Here is a 15233-nt window from a genome sequence, read left to right as displayed (position 1 = left end):
ATGTAACGAGCGAATCGAGCCGGGCACGGGCCACAACACTCACTCTCTGGAGTGAACTGACAGGTCCCTTACCGTTTACCACTCGGCACACGAATAACTTGGAGCGTCACCGACTTATACAAGAAGCCCGCGGAGGGCCCGCACATGTTTCTCGGACGTACTTTCGCCGTTTCCCTGGCGGCGCTGACGACGCTGCTCGCGGGGACGACGAGCACCGCCCGCGCGAGCGACGACACGGTCAACGCCTACGGCGCCTCGATCACCCTGCCGCTGGGGCTCAGGTTCCGCCCCGCGCCGCAGGCCGAACCCGGCAACCCGGCCGCGGAGATCGCCTCGGTCAACGTCGGCACCGTGTCGACCGGCGCGGTGGCGGTGGAGGTCGAGCAGAAGACCGCCGTCGGGACCGAGTCGGCGCGGGCGTCGGTCGACGGCCTGAACGCGGCCCTGCTGGGCGTCGGTTTCACCGCGGGCTCCGTCCGGGCGGAGTGCACCGCGGTCGCCGGTCAGCCCACGACGGGCTCGACGACGCTGGCCGACGCGAAGGTGCTCGGCACCACCCTGGACAGCAGCCCCGCGGCGGGCACCACGTTCCTGTTCCCGCCGCTGCTGCCGCTCGTCGAGGTCCGCCTCAACGAGCAGATCCCCAACGCCGACGGCAGCCTGACCGTCCACGGCCTGCGCGTGCGCGCGTTGTCGGGTGACGGCGACGTCATCCTGAGCTCGGCGACCTGCGGCCCGGCCACCCTCGACGCGCCGAGCGACGCGCCGCTGGCCTCCGGCGCCGGCCTCTATCTGGCCCTGGGCCTGGCCGCCGCCGGTGGCGGCGCGCTGCTGCTGCGCCGCCGCCGGTTCGGCTGATCGAAGGGCGCCCCGGCGGGGGCGCCCTTCTCATCTGGGCACGTAGAGGGCGAACCAGGAGTAGCCGAAGTCCTTGTAGTAGCGGGCCCGGTAGTGCCTCTGCAGATTCAGATAACCCGGGTCGGTCTCCACGAAGGCGCTGTTCTGGTGTTCGCGCCCGCCGGACACCACCCACACCCGCTCGGCCTCTCCGGTCAGCTTGATCAGCTTCTTGTACGGCTCCGCGTACACCCCGACGAACCACTCATAGGTGGGATCGACGTACAGCACCCGGTCGCCCGGACGCGCCCGTTCGGACAGCGCGGCGGCCATCGACCGCAGGTCGTCGGGCCGATGGTCGGGCGCCCGGAGCCACAGGTGCTTGGGCACCGTCAGCGCGACCAGCAGCGTCAGCGCGACCCATGACAGCGGCCTCGGGCGCAGCCGGTCGAGCCCCGCCCCGGCCAGCAGGGCCAGCCCGGGGAGGGCGAACAGCACGTACCGGGGGCTGTAGATCGGGTAGACCAGCGAGACCAGCATCGACAACGGGATCAGCAGCGCCCACGCCCCGGCCACCCGGCCCAGCGCGCCCCGCGCCCCGAAGGCGGCCAGCCCCAGCAGCGGGATGATCGCCCACCTGCTGCCCATGACCTCCTGGGCCAGCGCCGGCAGGGCCGCCCACGTGGGCGGCTGCAACCAGCCGAGCTGCACGCCCCGCTGCCCCGCCGCCAGCACCGCGAGGGGCGCCAGCCCCGCCGCCGCGATGAGCATGGCGTGCAGGAAACGCCGCCGGTCGGGCGCGACGACCAGATGCGCCACCACCAGCAGCAACCCGTAGACGTGCGACCACCCCAGCAGCACGATCACGAGCGCGTAGAGCACCTGGTTGCGCCGGGTCACCAGCAACCAGGTCGCCAGCACCGCCAGCGCGGTCACGATCGCGTACGAGCGGACCTCCTGCGCGTACCGCGTCACCATCGGCAGCGCCGCGAACACCAGCCCGGCCAGCAGGCCCGCGCGGGCGGAGGCCAGGTGGCGTCCGATCGCGGCGACGCCGTAGGCCGCGGCGGCCGTCGCCAGCACCGAGGGCAGCCGGAGCGCCAGTTCCGACGTGGAGATCCACGCCACCGGCCGCAGCAGCAGGTAGTAGAGGGCGTGCACCCGGTCCATGTGGCCGAGCAGGTCCCACAACTCGCCGATCGGCCGGGACGCGGCCAGGGCGGAGACCGACTCGTCCCGCCAGAACGACGGCACCCAGACGTTCCACAGCCCGACGACAAGCGCGACGGCGGCGGCCGTCAGTTCGGCGCGGCGCCTGGTCAGCGGCGCGACCGGCGTTTCGGTCAGGGTTACGGCCATGGCGCCAATTCATACCACTTGACCGGAATCATGTTATGAACGTACGTTCATGAACATGCGTTCATACATCGTGAACACCCACCAGGCCGAGGCCTGGAACGGCTACGAGGGCGCCCACTGGGCCGCCCACCCCGACCGCTACAACGCCGTCAACGACGCCTTCAACCCGTTCCTCCTCGACGCCGTCCGGCCGGGCGACCGCGTCCTCGACATCGGGTGCGGCACCGGGCGCACCACCCGGCTGGCCGCGCGCACGGCGGCCTCCGCCACGGGGATCGACCTGTCGGGGCCGATGCTCGCCACCGCCCGCGAGCTCACGGGCGGGGGAGGCGTCACCTTCGTCCAGGGCGACGCGCAGGTCCACCCGTTCCCCGATTCGTCGTTCGACCTGGCCCTCAGTAGATTCGGGATCATGTTCTTCGGCGATCCCGTCGCCGCCTTCGCCAACATCGGCCGGGCCCTCGCGCCCGGCGGGCGGCTCACGTTCCTGTCGATGCGCGGCTACGGCGACCTGGCCCAGGTCGTCTCGGCCCTCGGCCTGCCCGCGCCCGAGCCGGGCACCGGCCCCCTCGCGCTCGGCGACGCCGAGACGGCGGGCCGCGTCCTCACCGAAGCCGGCTTCGCCGACGTCGTGGCCCGGCCGGTCGACGCGCCGCAGAACTGGGGCGCCGACGCCGCCGACGCGGCGGCGTTCATGGGGGCCTGGGGGCCGATCCGGCACCAGGCCGGAGACGGCGCGGCCGGGAGGCTGCTCCCGGCGCTGCGTGCCTTCGAGACCCCTGACGGCGTGCTGCTCAACGGCGAGGCGCTGCTGGTCGGCGCGGTGCGGCCGTGATGGCGCCGCGCCGGGCGCGGGCCGTCGAGGCCGGGGTGGACCTGCGCGACCACCTGATCGGCGCCGCCGCACGCCTCATCGCCCGGCGCGGCACCGGCGGCCTGACCGTGCGCGAGATCGCCCGGGAGGCCGAGGTGGCCACCGGGGTGCTCTACAACCACTTCGCCGACAAGGAGGAGCTGCTCGCCCTCGGCCTGCACGGTCACGTGCGGGCCGCCGAAGCGGATCTGCCGCCGTTGCCCGCCGACGACGAGGAGCTGGGGCGGGCGCTGCTGGCGTACACGAGAAGGGCCCTCGACCTGCACCTGGTCATCGTTCCGGCGTTCGCGAACCTGGCGCCCGAGGTGCTCGAACGGTTCACCGCGCTCGGCAACCCCGCCGCCGGCGGGCAGGGGCTGCGCGACCAGCTCGCCGCCTTCCTGCGGCGGCGGCAGGAGACGGGGGACGTCGCGGCCGGCGCGCCGGTCGAGGCCGCCGCGACGATGATCATCGGGGCCTGTCACGAGGTCACGCTGCGGGCCCCGGCGGTCGTGCCCGAGGGGTTCGCCGACGACCTGGTCACCATCGTCCTCGGTGGGATCCAGGTGCGGTGACGAAGCCCGCGATACAGTCGTGTAATGGTGCGAAGCTCGTTGGGGTGCCCGTGAACCTGCCCGGGGCCTGGCCGATCACCGACGACGTCGGGTCGATGCGTGACCGCATCGACGCGTTCGCCTCGGGTGCCGGGCTCACCGGAGCCCGCCTCCATGACCTCGTTTTCGCGGCCAACGAGGCGGTCGTCAACGTGCTGGAACACGGCGACGGCCTCGGCACCGTCCGGATCTGGCTGGAAGAAGGCCAGGTCGTCGTGGAGGTGACCGACCGGGCCGGTCGGCTCACCCCCGCCCACCTCAGCCCTGCCCGGCCCTCGCTCGACGGCCGCCGCGGCTTCGGCCTGTGGCTCATGAGCGAGGTCTGCGACCAGTTGACGATCGAGCAGGGCGACGGCGGCTCCCGGGTGGAGATGCGCATGAACGTCGACGCCGACGACTCGATCAAGCCCCGTGGCACGCAGCAGCGCCTCGGCGTGGCCGTGACGCGACTGGCGGCCGGGCCGCTGGTGACCGTCTCCGGCGACCTCGACGTCACCACCTCGCCGCAACTGCACGCCGTGGTCACCGACCTGCTGACCTCGGGCGACACCCACATCGCGGCCGACCTGTCGGAGCTCTCGTTCTGCGACTCCAGCGGGCTGCGGGTGCTGCTCGTCTCGACGGTCGCGGCCCGGGAGATGGGCGGGCTGATGGTTCTGGCCGGCGTGACCGGCCCGCTCGACCGGCTGCTCCGGCTGACCGGAAGCCTCACCGTGCTGGCCGTCCGCGACAACGCTGAGGAGGCGTTGAAACTCCTCTCCGAGCACCGGGGAGGCTCATGACCCACGAACTCGACGACTTGATCATCCGGCTCCAGGAGGAGACCCGGCTCGTCGAGACCCTCCACGAAGTGGGCCGCGCGCTGGCCGCCGACCTCGACCTCCCCCGGATCGTGCGCACCGCCTGCGACGCCGCGACCTCGCTGACCGGGGCGGCCTTCGGCTCGTTCTTCTACAACGTCTACGACATGAACGGCGAGAGCTACTTCCTGTACGTGCTCTCCGGCGTCCCCCAGAGCGCGTTCGAGGGCTTCCCGATGCCGCGCAACACGAAGGTGTTCGACCCGACGTTCCAGGGCGAGGGCGTCATCCGCATGAACGACGTGCGCGCCGACCCCCGCTACGGCCAGAACCCGCCCTACCACGGCATGCCCGAGGGCCACCTCGACGTGCGCAGTTACCTCGCGGTGCCGGTGGTCTCGCCGTCGGGCGAGGTGCTCGGCGGGTTCTTCTTCGGCCACCCCGAACCCGGCATGTTCACCGTCCGCCACGAGCAGCTCGCCACCGGCGTGGCCGCGCAGGCCGCCGTGGCCATGGACAACGCCCGCCTCTACCAGCGCCACCGCGACGCCGCCGTGGAGCTCCAGCGCAGCCTGTTGTCCCCGTTACCGCACGTCCCCGGGGTGCGGCACGCCTGGCGCTACTATCCGGCCCACGGCATCGACGTCGGCGGAGACTGGGTCGACCTGATCCCGATCGACGACGGCCGGGTCGCGCTCGTGGTCGGCGACGTGATGGGCAAGGGCATCCAGGCCGCCGCCGTGATGGGGCAGATGCGCACGGCCGTACGGGCCCTGGCGGTCAGCCACATGTCGCCGGGCGAGATCCTGCGCCAGTCGGCCGTGGTGCTGCGGGCCGCCGACCGGGCCCGCCTGGTGACCTGCTGCCTCGCCGTCTACGACGCCGACGCCCAGACTCTGACCTGGGCCAACGCCGGGCAGCTCCCGATGCTGCTCGACGTCGCCGGCGGGCCCTACCGGTTCCTCGACGACGGCGCCGGGCCGCCCCTGGGCGTGGTCGACTACAACTACGTCGAGCACAAGGTGTACTTCCCGCCCGGGGCCCGGCTGCTCCTCTACACCGACGGCCTGGTCGAGCGGCGCGACCGGGCGATCGACGCCGGCATGGGCGTGCTGAAGGCGCTCTGGCAGGGCACCCGTGACCTCGCCGACCTCGACGCGGTCGCCGACCGGCTCATCGCGGAGCTGGTCGACGTCCGCGCCCACGAAGACGACATCGCCCTGCTGGTCGTCACGACCGGCTGAAGGTGGTCGTGAGCTCCAGCGCCTGACCGGTGCGGGCCGACTCGTGCGCCTTCAGCATGATCTCCAGCGCGTGGCGGGCGACGTCGCCGCCCATGACCTCCTCGGCCGTGCCGTTCACGACGTCGGCGAGGTGGTCGACCAGCAGCGCCCGGCGCAGCTTGTCGACGCGCTGCTGGGCCGGCTCCAGGTGGGCGAGGTCGAGGTCGACCCACCCGCTCAGCCCGGCGGCGGCCTCCAGCAGGAACAGGTCGATGCCCCGGCCGCCGTTCACCGGCAGGTTGTTCGGCAGGTTCAGGGTGCCCTTGCGGCCGAAGACCTCCAGGCGGGGGCCCTTGGCGGCGTTCACGTTGAAGGTGCCGTCGACGACGGCGAACGTGCCGCCCCCGAAGTCGAGCATGATCAGGGTGTTGTCGTCGGTGGTGACGGTGATCTCCTTGCCGGCGTACGGGCCGGAGCGCACCACGCGGGTCGGCTCGGTGACGCCCGAGAACGCCGACACCCGCTTGGCCGGGCCGAGCAGGCCGAGCATCTCGTGGATGCCGTAGACGCCGACGTCGAACAGCGGGCCGGACCCCTCCTGGTAGAACCACGTCGGGTCGGTCGGCCAGTTCATCATCGAGGCCGGGCCCCCGTGGCTGGCCCGGACCTTGGCGAACGCGACCTTGCCGATGACCCCTTCGCGGATCAGCCGGGCCGCCTCGATGCGGCTCGGGTAGAGCATGTTGGGCGGCGAACAGACGATCTTGAGGCCGCTCGCGGCGGCCAGGTCGATGAGCGCGTCGGCCTCCTCCATCGTGGTGGCCAGCGGCTTCTCGGTCGCCAGGTGCTTGCCCGCCTCCAGGATCTTCAGCGAGGTCGGGCCGTGCGCCGGGATGGGGGTCAGGTTGAGCACCAGGTCGATGTCGGACGCGTCGAGCATCTCGTCGAGCGTGGCGTAGGTCTCCCGCGCGCCGTACGTCTTCGCGGCGGCGGCGGTGCGCTCCTCCACCGGGTCGCACAACGCGACCAGTTCCACCTTGTCGGCGATGTGGTGCAGATTGGGCAGCACCCCGTAGTCGACCGTGGCGATCGCCCCGACCCCGAGGACCCCGAGCTTCAACATCAGACAGAACCCTTTCTCAACCCTTGACCGCGCCCGCGACCATGCCCTGCATGAGGCGCCTCTGGACCAGCAGGAAGAACACGACGACCGGGATCGTGAAGATCACGCTGGCCGCCATGACGCCGCCCCAGTCGGAGTAGTAGCTGGAGAAGAACTGCTGCAGCGCGACCGGGAGCGTCTCCCTGGACGACTGCTGCATGTACGTCGCCGAGAACATCAGCTCGTTCCACGACGTGATGAACCCGTAGATGGAACTGGCCGCCAGCCCCGGCCAGACGAGCGGGAACACGACGAGCCGCACGGCCTTCATCCGCGAGGCCCCGTCGACCATCGCCGACTCCTCCAGGGAGACCGGGATGTCCAGGAAGAAACTCCGCAGCATGTACGTCGCCAGCCCCACCGTCAGCGCGAGGTGCGACAACACGAGCCCCTGGTAGGTGCCGAGCAGATCGGTGTTGCGCAGCACCACGAACAGCGGGATGACCAGCACCGTCTGCGGCAGCATCTGGATCGACAGGATCACGATCAGCAGGTAGCGCTTCATCGGCACGTTGAACCGCGCCAGCGCGTAGCCCGCCAGCAGCGCGATCAGCCCGGTGACGACCGTGGTGGCCCCGGCGACCAGCAGTGAGTTGAGGAACTGGCGGGGGATCGCCCCGGAGAACAACTCGGTGTAGCGCGACAGGATCGGCTCGTGCGGGATGAACTGCGGCGACACCGTGAAGATCTCGGTGTCCGGCTTGAGCGAGGTGACGATCATCCAGAAGAACGGGAACAGGCTCACCACGCAGATGAGCACCATCGCCGGATAGACGACCAGCCGCCGGGTCATGTGCCCTCCTTCGACAACCTCACGTAGACGGCGGTGATCCCGGCCAGCAGCACGAACGTGACGACGGCCATCGCCGCCGCGACCCCCTGGTCGAGCACGGTGAACGCCTGCAGCCAGGTCAGCAGCGACAGCACCTCGGTGCTGTGGCTCGGCCCGCCCGGCGGGGTGGTCATCACCAGGAAGTGGTCGAACGACTGGTACGCGAAGATCGTCGACATCACGCCGAGGATGGTCAGCAGCGGCTTCATCATCGGCAGCCGGACCCTGATCAGCTGCTGGTAGAAGCCCGCGCCGTCGACCCGGGCCGCCTCCAGCACCTCACCGCGCGTGGCGCGCAGCCCGGCCAGCATCGAGATCGCGATGAACGGCACCGAGTGCCACACCACGGCGATCGTGATGGCGACCAGCGAGGCGAAGCCGTCGTTGAACCAGGCGTAGCCCCGGAACGAGTCGAAGCCGAGGGAGACCAGCAGCCAGTTGGCGATGCCGTACTGGTCGTTGAACATCCACTTCCAGATGATGCCGCTGGCCACCCGGGGCATCGCCCAGGGCAGCAGCACGACCACCGTGACGATCCTGGCCGTCCACGACCCGGCGTCCAGGACGAGCGCGATGGCCAGGCTGATCAGCAGGGTGGTGACCACGCAGACGACCGCGAAGACCGTCGTGCGGAGCAGCGCGGCCAGGAAGTAGGGGTCGCCGAAGATCTCGGTGTAGTTGTCGACGCCGTTGAAGGCCCCGGTCATGAGGTATTCGCCCTCGTGGAAGGAGAGCCAGACGGTCCGCACGATGGGGTAGCCGACCACTCCCAGGATCACCGCCAGGAGGGGGGCGAGCAGGAGACTCGGCAGGCCGAACCGGTCCCATCGGGACCGGGTCCGGCTTCCCGGGCGGGCGGGCACAACGGTGTGCTGTGCCCGCCTGCTGGTGGTAGAGGTCATTGTTGTCCGATCGCGGCGTCAATCTGCGAGGCCAGTTCCTGCATGGCCGCTTCGGGCGTCTGCTGCCCGTTCATGATCGCCTGCATCGCGTTGACGATGGCCCCGGTGCCCTCGACCTTGCCCCATGTGGCCACCGGCGGGATCGACCGCGTGTTCGGCGCCTGCTCGGCGTAGGCCCGCAGCAGCGGGGTGGAGAACGAACCGCTGGTGCGCTCCTTCTCCAGGGCGTCGACGGTCGCCGGGAGGAGACCGATCTTGGTGGTGACCGGCACGAGGTTCTCGGTCTTCATCAGGAAGTCCACGAAGCTCTTGGCGGTCGCCTTGTTGTCACACCCCTTGAAGATGGCCAGGTTGCTGCCGCCCGCGAAGGTGTCGTTGTTGCCGCCGGGGCCGGCCGGCAGCGGCGCGGTGGCGAGCTGCTGCTCCATCCCGGGGTTCTGCGCGAGGATCGTCTTCAGGTCCCACGAACCGCCGACCATCATGCCGATCTGCCCGAGCGCGAACGCCTTGGACGCGTCGGCGCCCTGCCAGGTGGCCGCCCCTTCGGGGGCCAGCTTGTGCTTGGTCAGCAGGTCGGCGTAGAAGGTGAAGGCGGCGACCGCCTCGGGCGAGTCGACCTTGGCCTTCCAGGCGCCGCCCTCCTGGACGGCGATCTCGCCGCCCCAGTTCCAGATCATCGGCAGCCAGTACCACTGGTTGCCGCCGATGATGCCGAAGCCGTTGACCCCGGGGTTGTCCTGCTGCACCTTCGTGGCCGAGCTCAGCACCTCGTCCCAGGTCTTGGGGGCCGCCAGGCCGGCCTTGTCGAAGAGGTCCTTGCGGTAGATGAGCGCCCGCACGCCGGTGTCGTAGGGCACCGCGTACGAGACGCCGTCGAGCACGGTCGAGTCGATCATGCTCTGGGTGTAGACGCCCTTCATCGACGCCGGGTCCTGCGCGATCGGCTCCAGGGCCTGGAGGCCGGCGAACTCCGGGCTCCAGGTGTTGCCGATGAGCGCGACACAGGGCACGGTGCCGCCGGCGATGCTGGTCAGGTAGGTCTTGTGCGCGTCGGCGCCGAGGAACCGCAGGTTCACCTTGGTGCCGGGGTGGGCGGTCTCGTAGTCCTTGGCGAGCTGGACGATCGTCGGCTGCTGGGCGGCGCCGATCGGGTCGCCCATCCACACGTCGATGGGGCCGGTGACCTCACCGGTCGCATTGCCCTCCGCGGCGTCGTCCGAGCCGCAGGCCGAGGCGAGCATGAGTGCGGCCGCCGCCGACGTGGCGGTGATGACCTTCAGTGCGCTTTTCCACGGTCGTTGCATTTCTTCTCCTGGCAATGGCGGTCGCGAAAGCGGTGTATGAGCGCCCCCCGTGCGCATTGGTCCTGGGTCGGGCAGCCCGTGGGCTACCGGTGGCGTTCCTCCAGGTGGAGGAACTCCTCGAAGAGCGGTTCGTACACGTTCGCCAGGTTCGGATCGGCGGGCACGGTCCTGGCGACCCGTGTCCACCGCTCGTGGGACGCCCGTCCGGACAGAGCTCGGTCGGCGATCATGGCCGTGCCGAGGATCCCGGCCTCGGTCGTCTCGGGGACCGTCAGGTCCCGCTTCAGCACGGCCGCGAGGATGCGCAGCCAGAGGTCGCTGCGGGCGCCGCCGCCGACCGCGACCAGCTCCGCCGGGTCGCGCTGGTCGAGCGCGGCCCCGGCGATGGCGCGGAGCCAGAAGGCGGTGCCCTCCATCACGGCTCTCGCCAGGTCGGCGGCGCCGTGGGCGAGGGTCAGGCCGTGTACGGACCCCCGGGCGGACCGGTCGTGGCCCATGCCGCGCTCGCCCATCAGGTGGGGCAGGACGACCACCCCGCGGGCGCCGGGCGGGACCGACTCCGCCGCCGCGACCGCTTCGGGGGCTCCTCTGCCGGTCAGCTCGGCGATCCAGTCGAGCGCCGACCCCGTCGAGGTCGCGGCGGCGAAACACAGGGGGTCGGTCAGCGCGGCGGCGGACTCCGCTGAGGCGAAGCCGCCCACGGCGCCGGCCGTGCCGAGATAGACGCAGGCCCGTCGCGGAAGCACCGCCGCCGAGCCGAGCAGGGTGGCCATCCAGTCGCCGGTGCCCATGACGACCGGGGTGCCCTCGGGCAGGCCGGTCGCGGCGGCGGCCTCTCTCGTGACCGCTCCGGCGACGTCGAGCGGCTCGCCGATCGGGGGCAGCCGGTCGGCCGAGATGCCCGCCTGGGTGGCGACCGCCGGCGACCAGGCGCCGTCGCGCAGGAAGCCGGTGCCGCCCGCCTCGTAGCGGTCGGTGGCGGCCTCGCCGGTCAGCCGCATCCGCAGGAAGTCCTTGACCGGCAGATACCACCGGGCCAGCACGGCCAGCGGGTCGCGTTCGGCCCACCACGCCACCCGCTCGGCCGCGCTCGGCCCGTCCGGACGCTGGTCGGGCCACAACAACGCGGGCCCGAGGACCTTGCCCTCGTCGGTGACCGGCACGACCGTGTGCATGAAACCGGAGATCGCGACCGCCCGCACGTCGTGGACGGGCAGCCGGGAGACGCACGACACCAGCGCCCGCCACCACATCTCCGGGTCGGCCTGCGCGGCGGTCGTCTCGGGGTGCTCGACCGGCGTGCGCCGCGAGGTCATGGCGACGATGCGCCCTTCGCCGTCGACGACGGCCGCCTTCGCGCCGCTCGACCCCTGGTCGATCGCCAGGACGTGCATGCCGGTCACCCCCTTCTAGGGCTCGATCAGGACCTTCATCGCCAGAGACCGCTCCTTCTCGTCGGCGGCGGTGAACGCCTCGACGATCCGGTCGAGCGGGAACCGGTGGGTGATCAGCGCGTCGGCCGCGACCTGGTTCCCGGCCACCAGCCGCAGCGCCTCGGCGTACGCGCCGGGGCCGTAGCTGTTGGACCAGTGGACGGAGACCTCGCGCACGTAGGCGACGTGCGGTTCCAGGCGCGGCGGGGTCGGGTAGACGCCCAGCACGCACACCGGGGAGCCCTCGGCCGCCGACTCGACCGCCTGCTGGAGCGTCACGTTGGGGATCGCGACGGCGTCGACGACCAGGTCGGCGCCCTTCCCGTCGGTGAAGTCCTCGATGCCGGCTCGGGCGTCGTGGGCGAAGGCCACCTCGTCGGCCGCGCCCGCTTCCAGCGCCAGGTCGAGGAACTCCTTCGCCGTGCCGGTCAGCAGCACCTTGACCCCGTGGGCACGCAGCACCTGGCCCATGGTCAGGCCCATCGTGCCGCTGCCCAGGACGACCGCCCTGCTCCCGGCGGGCGTCCGCACCAGGTTGTGGGTGTGCACGCCGCACGCGTAGCAGTCGAGGATGGCCCCCGCCGCGAGGGAGACCGAGTCCGGCAACACGTGGACCCGTTCGGCGGGGGCCAGGTCGTATTCGGCGAAGCCCTCGCTGGTCACGTGGACGTCGCCGACGTAGCCTCGCCTGCGGCACAGGTGCGACCGGCCGTTGCGGCAGGGCGGGCACTGGCCGCAGGCGATGAGGTGCTTCGGCTCGACGGCGACCCGCTGGCCCACGCGCAGACCGGTGACGCCGTCGCCGAGCGCGGCGATCTCGCCGGCCAGCTCGTGGCCGTCCCGGCCGGGTTTGTCGGGGCTGTGCTGCCACGGGCCCTGGCCGCGGAAGGCCAGCACGTCGCTGCCGCAGACACCGGCCGCGCCGACCCGCACCAGCACTTCGCCGGGGCCGGGCAGCGGGATCGCCATCTCCTCGATCCGGATGTCCCGGCCGCCGTGGAAGACGGCCGCACGCATCATCTCTCAGGCTCCTGTTCTCTGGGCAGATTCTTGGCGCGGGCTCACAGCGGGACGTTGAGGTGCTTGGCGGCCACGTCGACGCTCGCGCCGCCGTGCACGATCTCGACCAGGGCCGCGACCATCCGGTCGGGCCGTTCGGCCTCGACGATGTTGCGGCCGTAGACGATGCCGCTGGCCCCCGCCTGGATGGCGTCGTGGGCCATCTGCAGCGCGTGCAGCGGGGTCGGCTTCATCGGGCCGCCGAGCGCGAGCACCGGGACCAGGCAGCCCTCGACGACCTCGCGGTACTCCTCGGGGGTGCCGGTGTACTGGGCCTTCACGAAGTCGGCGCCCGCCTCGGCCGACACCCGCGCGCCGTGGGCGATGTTGGCCAGCGTGTGGGCCTCCAGGGCCTTGAAGCCGACCGGGATCGGCTCGGCCATCACCGGCATGCCCCACCTGTCGGCCTCGGCGCACAGTTCGCGCAGCTCGCCCATCTTGGTGACCTCGGGGTTGCCCGGGAACACCTTGAGCTCCAGCGCGTCGGCGCCCCAGCGGACGGCCTGCTCGACGCCGTACCCGGCCGAGGGGATCTCGCTGTCGAGGGCCAGGATGAGACCGGTGCCGCCGAGCTCGTCGGCCGCCGCGCGGGCCAGGCCGATGGTGGCCAGGATCGCGTCGACGCCGCCGTCGACGACGCGCCTGACCGCCGCGCGGCCCCGCTCCAGGCCGGGGGCGACGCCCTTGGTGATCCCGGCGTCCATGGCGGCGATCACGGCCCGCCCGTCGGGGGCGAACACGTGGTGCATGCGACGACGGGGCCAGTGGGTGCTCATTTCTCTCCTTCTGCGACAACCAGGGACTTCAGGCCCAGTTGTTGTCTCGTCGTTTCGAAGGCTTCGGCGACCGCGGCGAGCGGGAACCGGTGGCTGATCAGCGGGGCGACGTCGACCTGGCCGAACCGGAGCAGGCGCAGGGCGGTCGCGAAGTCGTTGGGGATGAAGTCGTGGCTGCCGTTGATGGCGACCTGGTCGTAGTGCGGCACGTCGGGGTTGAGGGCGATGGCGCCCTTCGGGTGGGTGCCGGCGAACAGGTTGACCGCGCCGTTCTTGGCCACCAGGCCGAACGCGGCCTCGATGACCGCCGGGATGCCGACGGTGACGATCACGATGTCGGCGCCGCGCCCGTCGGTGAGGTCGAGGACCGCTTCCCGCTGGTTCGCCACCTCGGCGACGTCGTGGGCGCCGAGTTCCCGGGCTGCCTTCAGCCGATCGGCCTTCATGTCGGTGACGATGACCCGGCCGCCCCTGGCCCTGGCGACCTGGGTGTGCAGCAGGCCGATCGGGCCCGCGCCGACGACCAGCACGTTCTCGGTGAGCGGCAGCGGCAGCGCGCGGTGGGCGTTGACGACGCAGGCCAGCGGCTCGGCGAAGCTCGCCGCCTCGAAGCTCACGCCGTCGGCGAGCCTGGTGAGCTGCGCGACCGGCATGACCGTCGCGTCGGCGAAGCCGGCGATCGGGTACTTGACGAGGTTCTCGCAGAAGTTGGCCGCGCCGCGTACGCACTGGTGACAGCGGCCGCAGACGCCGCGCCAGTCGACCGCGACCCGGTCGCCGACCTGGAAATCGCCGGTGTCGCCGCTGCCGAGTTCGGTCACGACGCCGGCGATCTCGTGGCCGGGCGTCCACGGGTCGCGCTTGGCGGCCGTCGCGGCGGTGTAGCTGCGGATGTCGCTGGGGCAGACGCCCGAGGCGTGAATCCTGATGACGGCCTGGCCCTCGCCCGCCTTCGGGTCGGGCCTCTCCTCAACACGCAGGTCGTTGTGGCCGTACAGCAGAGCTGATTTCACGCCGACCCCTTTCCCAGCAGCCGGTCAGGCTGCCTGCTTGTCTGGCAGGTTTGAAATGGTGCCTTGTGTCACAGAGCCGAACAAGGCTCCATTTGTCACGATTTGGTGTTATTGAAAGAGTTCGCGGAGCACGCGGATGGTTCTGAGCTGGTCCTCGGGACCGCCACCCTCGTGGTTGTTGTACGGCCACACCGTGATGTCCTTCGGCCCCTGGTAGGCGTTGAAGGCGGCGTACACGGTCGACGGCGGGCAGACGCCGTCCATCAGCGCGACCGAGAACGACCCTCGGCAGGTCGCCCGCGCCGCGAAGGCGGTCGCGTCGAAGTAGGCGAGCGTGGCGAACGCCTGCTCCCACTTCGTGCGGTGGATCGAGCACCAGCGCACGATCTCGGCGTAGGGCTCCCGTTCGGTGATCGCGGTGCCCCTGCGGAAGGCCGACAGGAACGGGACGTGCGGGATCGCGCCCCGCACGTCGTCGCGCAGACCGGCCACGACCAGCGACAACGCGCCGCCCTGGGACCTGCCGGTGACGGCGGTCTCGCCGACGCCCGGATGTCGTCGGACCGCGTCGACGGCTCTCACGGCGTCGGTGTAGAGGCGGCGGTAGTAGTAGTCGTCGGGATCGAGGATGCCCCGCGTCAGGTATCCGGGCACGGCCGGGCCGGTCGCCGACGGGTCTCCCGTGTCGCCGGCCCGCCACGAGCTGCCCTGACCCCGGGTGTCCATGATGAAGTGGCCGAAACCCGACGACACATAGGCCAGCGACTCGATCGGGATGCCGCGGCCCGAGCCGTACCCGAGATACTCCACCGCCGTCGGGACGGGGCCGGACCTGTTCGCGGGCAGCAGCAACCACCCCTTGATGGGGTCGCCGCCGTAGCCGGTGAACGTGACGTCCCAGGTGTCGACCGTGGTCAGACCCGCGTCGTAAGGCTCGAAGACGACGTCCAGCGGCGGCTGCTCCCTGAGGGTTCGGGCCCAGAAGTCGTCGAAGTCGGCCGGTTCCGGTTCCGGGTAGCGGTATTCGCGGAGCTGGGGGAGCGGGAGGTCGAACTGCGGCACTGTC

General features: G+C 71.3%; 15 protein-coding genes. 5 read left to right on the top strand and 10 right to left on the bottom strand.

Going from position 1 to position 15233, the window contains the following annotated elements; translation table 11 throughout:
• Positions 1 to 144 precede the first annotated feature (144 nt).
• Positions 145 to 858 (top strand): choice-of-anchor P family protein, encoded by a 714-nt coding sequence (locus QSK34_RS19590; RefSeq protein ID WP_285585680.1) that lies wholly within the window; start codon positions 145 to 147, stop codon positions 856 to 858.
• A 30-nt stretch (positions 859 to 888) separates the two neighbouring features.
• On the opposite strand, the gene QSK34_RS19585 is transcribed toward QSK34_RS19590, so the two are convergent.
• On the bottom strand, positions 889 to 2196 hold the full coding sequence (locus QSK34_RS19585) for a glycosyltransferase family protein (protein WP_285585679.1): 1308 nt from the start codon (positions 2194 to 2196) through the stop codon (positions 889 to 891).
• A 55-nt stretch (positions 2197 to 2251) separates the two neighbouring features.
• Here QSK34_RS19585 and QSK34_RS19580 point away from each other — a divergent pair, with 55 nt between their 5' ends.
• Genes QSK34_RS19580 through QSK34_RS19565 form a run of 4 tightly spaced genes read left to right on the top strand, consistent with a single transcriptional unit; the run spans position 2252 to position 5707 of the window.
• Entirely contained in the window at positions 2252 to 3031 is a 780-nt protein-coding gene (locus QSK34_RS19580) for a class I SAM-dependent methyltransferase (protein WP_285585678.1), read from the top strand.
• Positions 3031 to 3624: a TetR/AcrR family transcriptional regulator gene (locus QSK34_RS19575; RefSeq protein WP_285585858.1), complete on the top strand. Its 594-nt coding sequence runs from the start codon at positions 3031 to 3033 to the stop codon at positions 3622 to 3624. Before QSK34_RS19580 ends, QSK34_RS19575 begins: the two co-directional genes overlap by 1 nt.
• Before the next feature lie 50 nt (positions 3625 to 3674).
• Positions 3675 to 4445, top strand: a complete 771-nt coding sequence (locus QSK34_RS19570) for an anti-sigma factor antagonist (protein WP_285585677.1) — start codon at positions 3675 to 3677, stop codon at positions 4443 to 4445.
• Positions 4442 to 5707, top strand: a complete 1266-nt coding sequence (locus QSK34_RS19565) for a PP2C family protein-serine/threonine phosphatase (protein ID WP_285585676.1) — start codon at positions 4442 to 4444, stop codon at positions 5705 to 5707. Before QSK34_RS19570 ends, QSK34_RS19565 begins: the two co-directional genes overlap by 4 nt.
• On the opposite strand, the gene QSK34_RS19560 is transcribed toward QSK34_RS19565, so the two are convergent.
• From QSK34_RS19560 to QSK34_RS19520, 9 genes are all read right to left on the bottom strand, one after another.
• Complete coding sequence (locus tag QSK34_RS19560) at positions 5694 to 6809, bottom strand: Gfo/Idh/MocA family protein (RefSeq protein WP_161482377.1); 1116 nt, start codon at positions 6807 to 6809, stop codon at positions 5694 to 5696. The two genes, QSK34_RS19565 and QSK34_RS19560, sit on opposite strands and share 14 nt — an antisense overlap.
• Positions 6810 to 6825: 16 nt before the next feature.
• Positions 6826 to 7641 (bottom strand): carbohydrate ABC transporter permease, encoded by an 816-nt coding sequence (locus QSK34_RS19555; RefSeq protein ID WP_161482378.1) that lies wholly within the window; start codon positions 7639 to 7641, stop codon positions 6826 to 6828.
• Positions 7638 to 8582, bottom strand: coding sequence for a carbohydrate ABC transporter permease (locus QSK34_RS19550; RefSeq protein ID WP_285585674.1), 945 nt, complete (start codon positions 8580 to 8582; stop codon positions 7638 to 7640). Before QSK34_RS19550 ends, QSK34_RS19555 begins: the two co-directional genes overlap by 4 nt.
• Positions 8579 to 9886 (bottom strand): extracellular solute-binding protein, encoded by a 1308-nt coding sequence (locus tag QSK34_RS19545; RefSeq protein ID WP_285585672.1) that lies wholly within the window; start codon positions 9884 to 9886, stop codon positions 8579 to 8581. Before QSK34_RS19545 ends, QSK34_RS19550 begins: the two co-directional genes overlap by 4 nt.
• A gap of 83 nt (positions 9887 to 9969) precedes the next feature.
• A complete protein-coding gene (locus QSK34_RS19540) occupies positions 9970 to 11280 on the bottom strand; it encodes a xylulokinase (protein ID WP_285585671.1) in 1311 nt (436 codons plus the stop codon).
• Positions 11281 to 11295: 15 nt separating this feature from the next.
• Complete coding sequence (locus QSK34_RS19535) at positions 11296 to 12339, bottom strand: zinc-dependent alcohol dehydrogenase (RefSeq protein WP_285585669.1); 1044 nt, start codon at positions 12337 to 12339, stop codon at positions 11296 to 11298.
• A gap of 41 nt (positions 12340 to 12380) precedes the next feature.
• A complete protein-coding gene (locus QSK34_RS19530) occupies positions 12381 to 13154 on the bottom strand; it encodes a class I fructose-bisphosphate aldolase (protein ID WP_285585667.1) in 774 nt (257 codons plus the stop codon).
• The gene (locus QSK34_RS19525; RefSeq protein ID WP_285585665.1) at positions 13151 to 14167 is read right to left on the bottom strand and encodes an alcohol dehydrogenase catalytic domain-containing protein; all 1017 of its coding nucleotides are present in this window, start codon (positions 14165 to 14167) and stop codon (positions 13151 to 13153) included. The genes QSK34_RS19530 and QSK34_RS19525 overlap by 4 nt, the downstream gene beginning before the upstream one ends.
• Before the next feature lie 108 nt (positions 14168 to 14275).
• Positions 14276 to 15229, bottom strand: coding sequence for an acetylxylan esterase (locus tag QSK34_RS19520; RefSeq protein ID WP_285585664.1), 954 nt, complete (start codon positions 15227 to 15229; stop codon positions 14276 to 14278).
• Between the last annotated feature and the right edge of the window lie 4 nt (positions 15230 to 15233).

The organism is Herbidospora sp. NBRC 101105, assembly GCF_030269205.1.
GTDB lineage: Bacteria > Actinomycetota > Actinomycetes > Streptosporangiales > Streptosporangiaceae > Herbidospora > Herbidospora solisilvae.
This window is presented reverse-complemented; position numbering and strand designations above follow the sequence as displayed.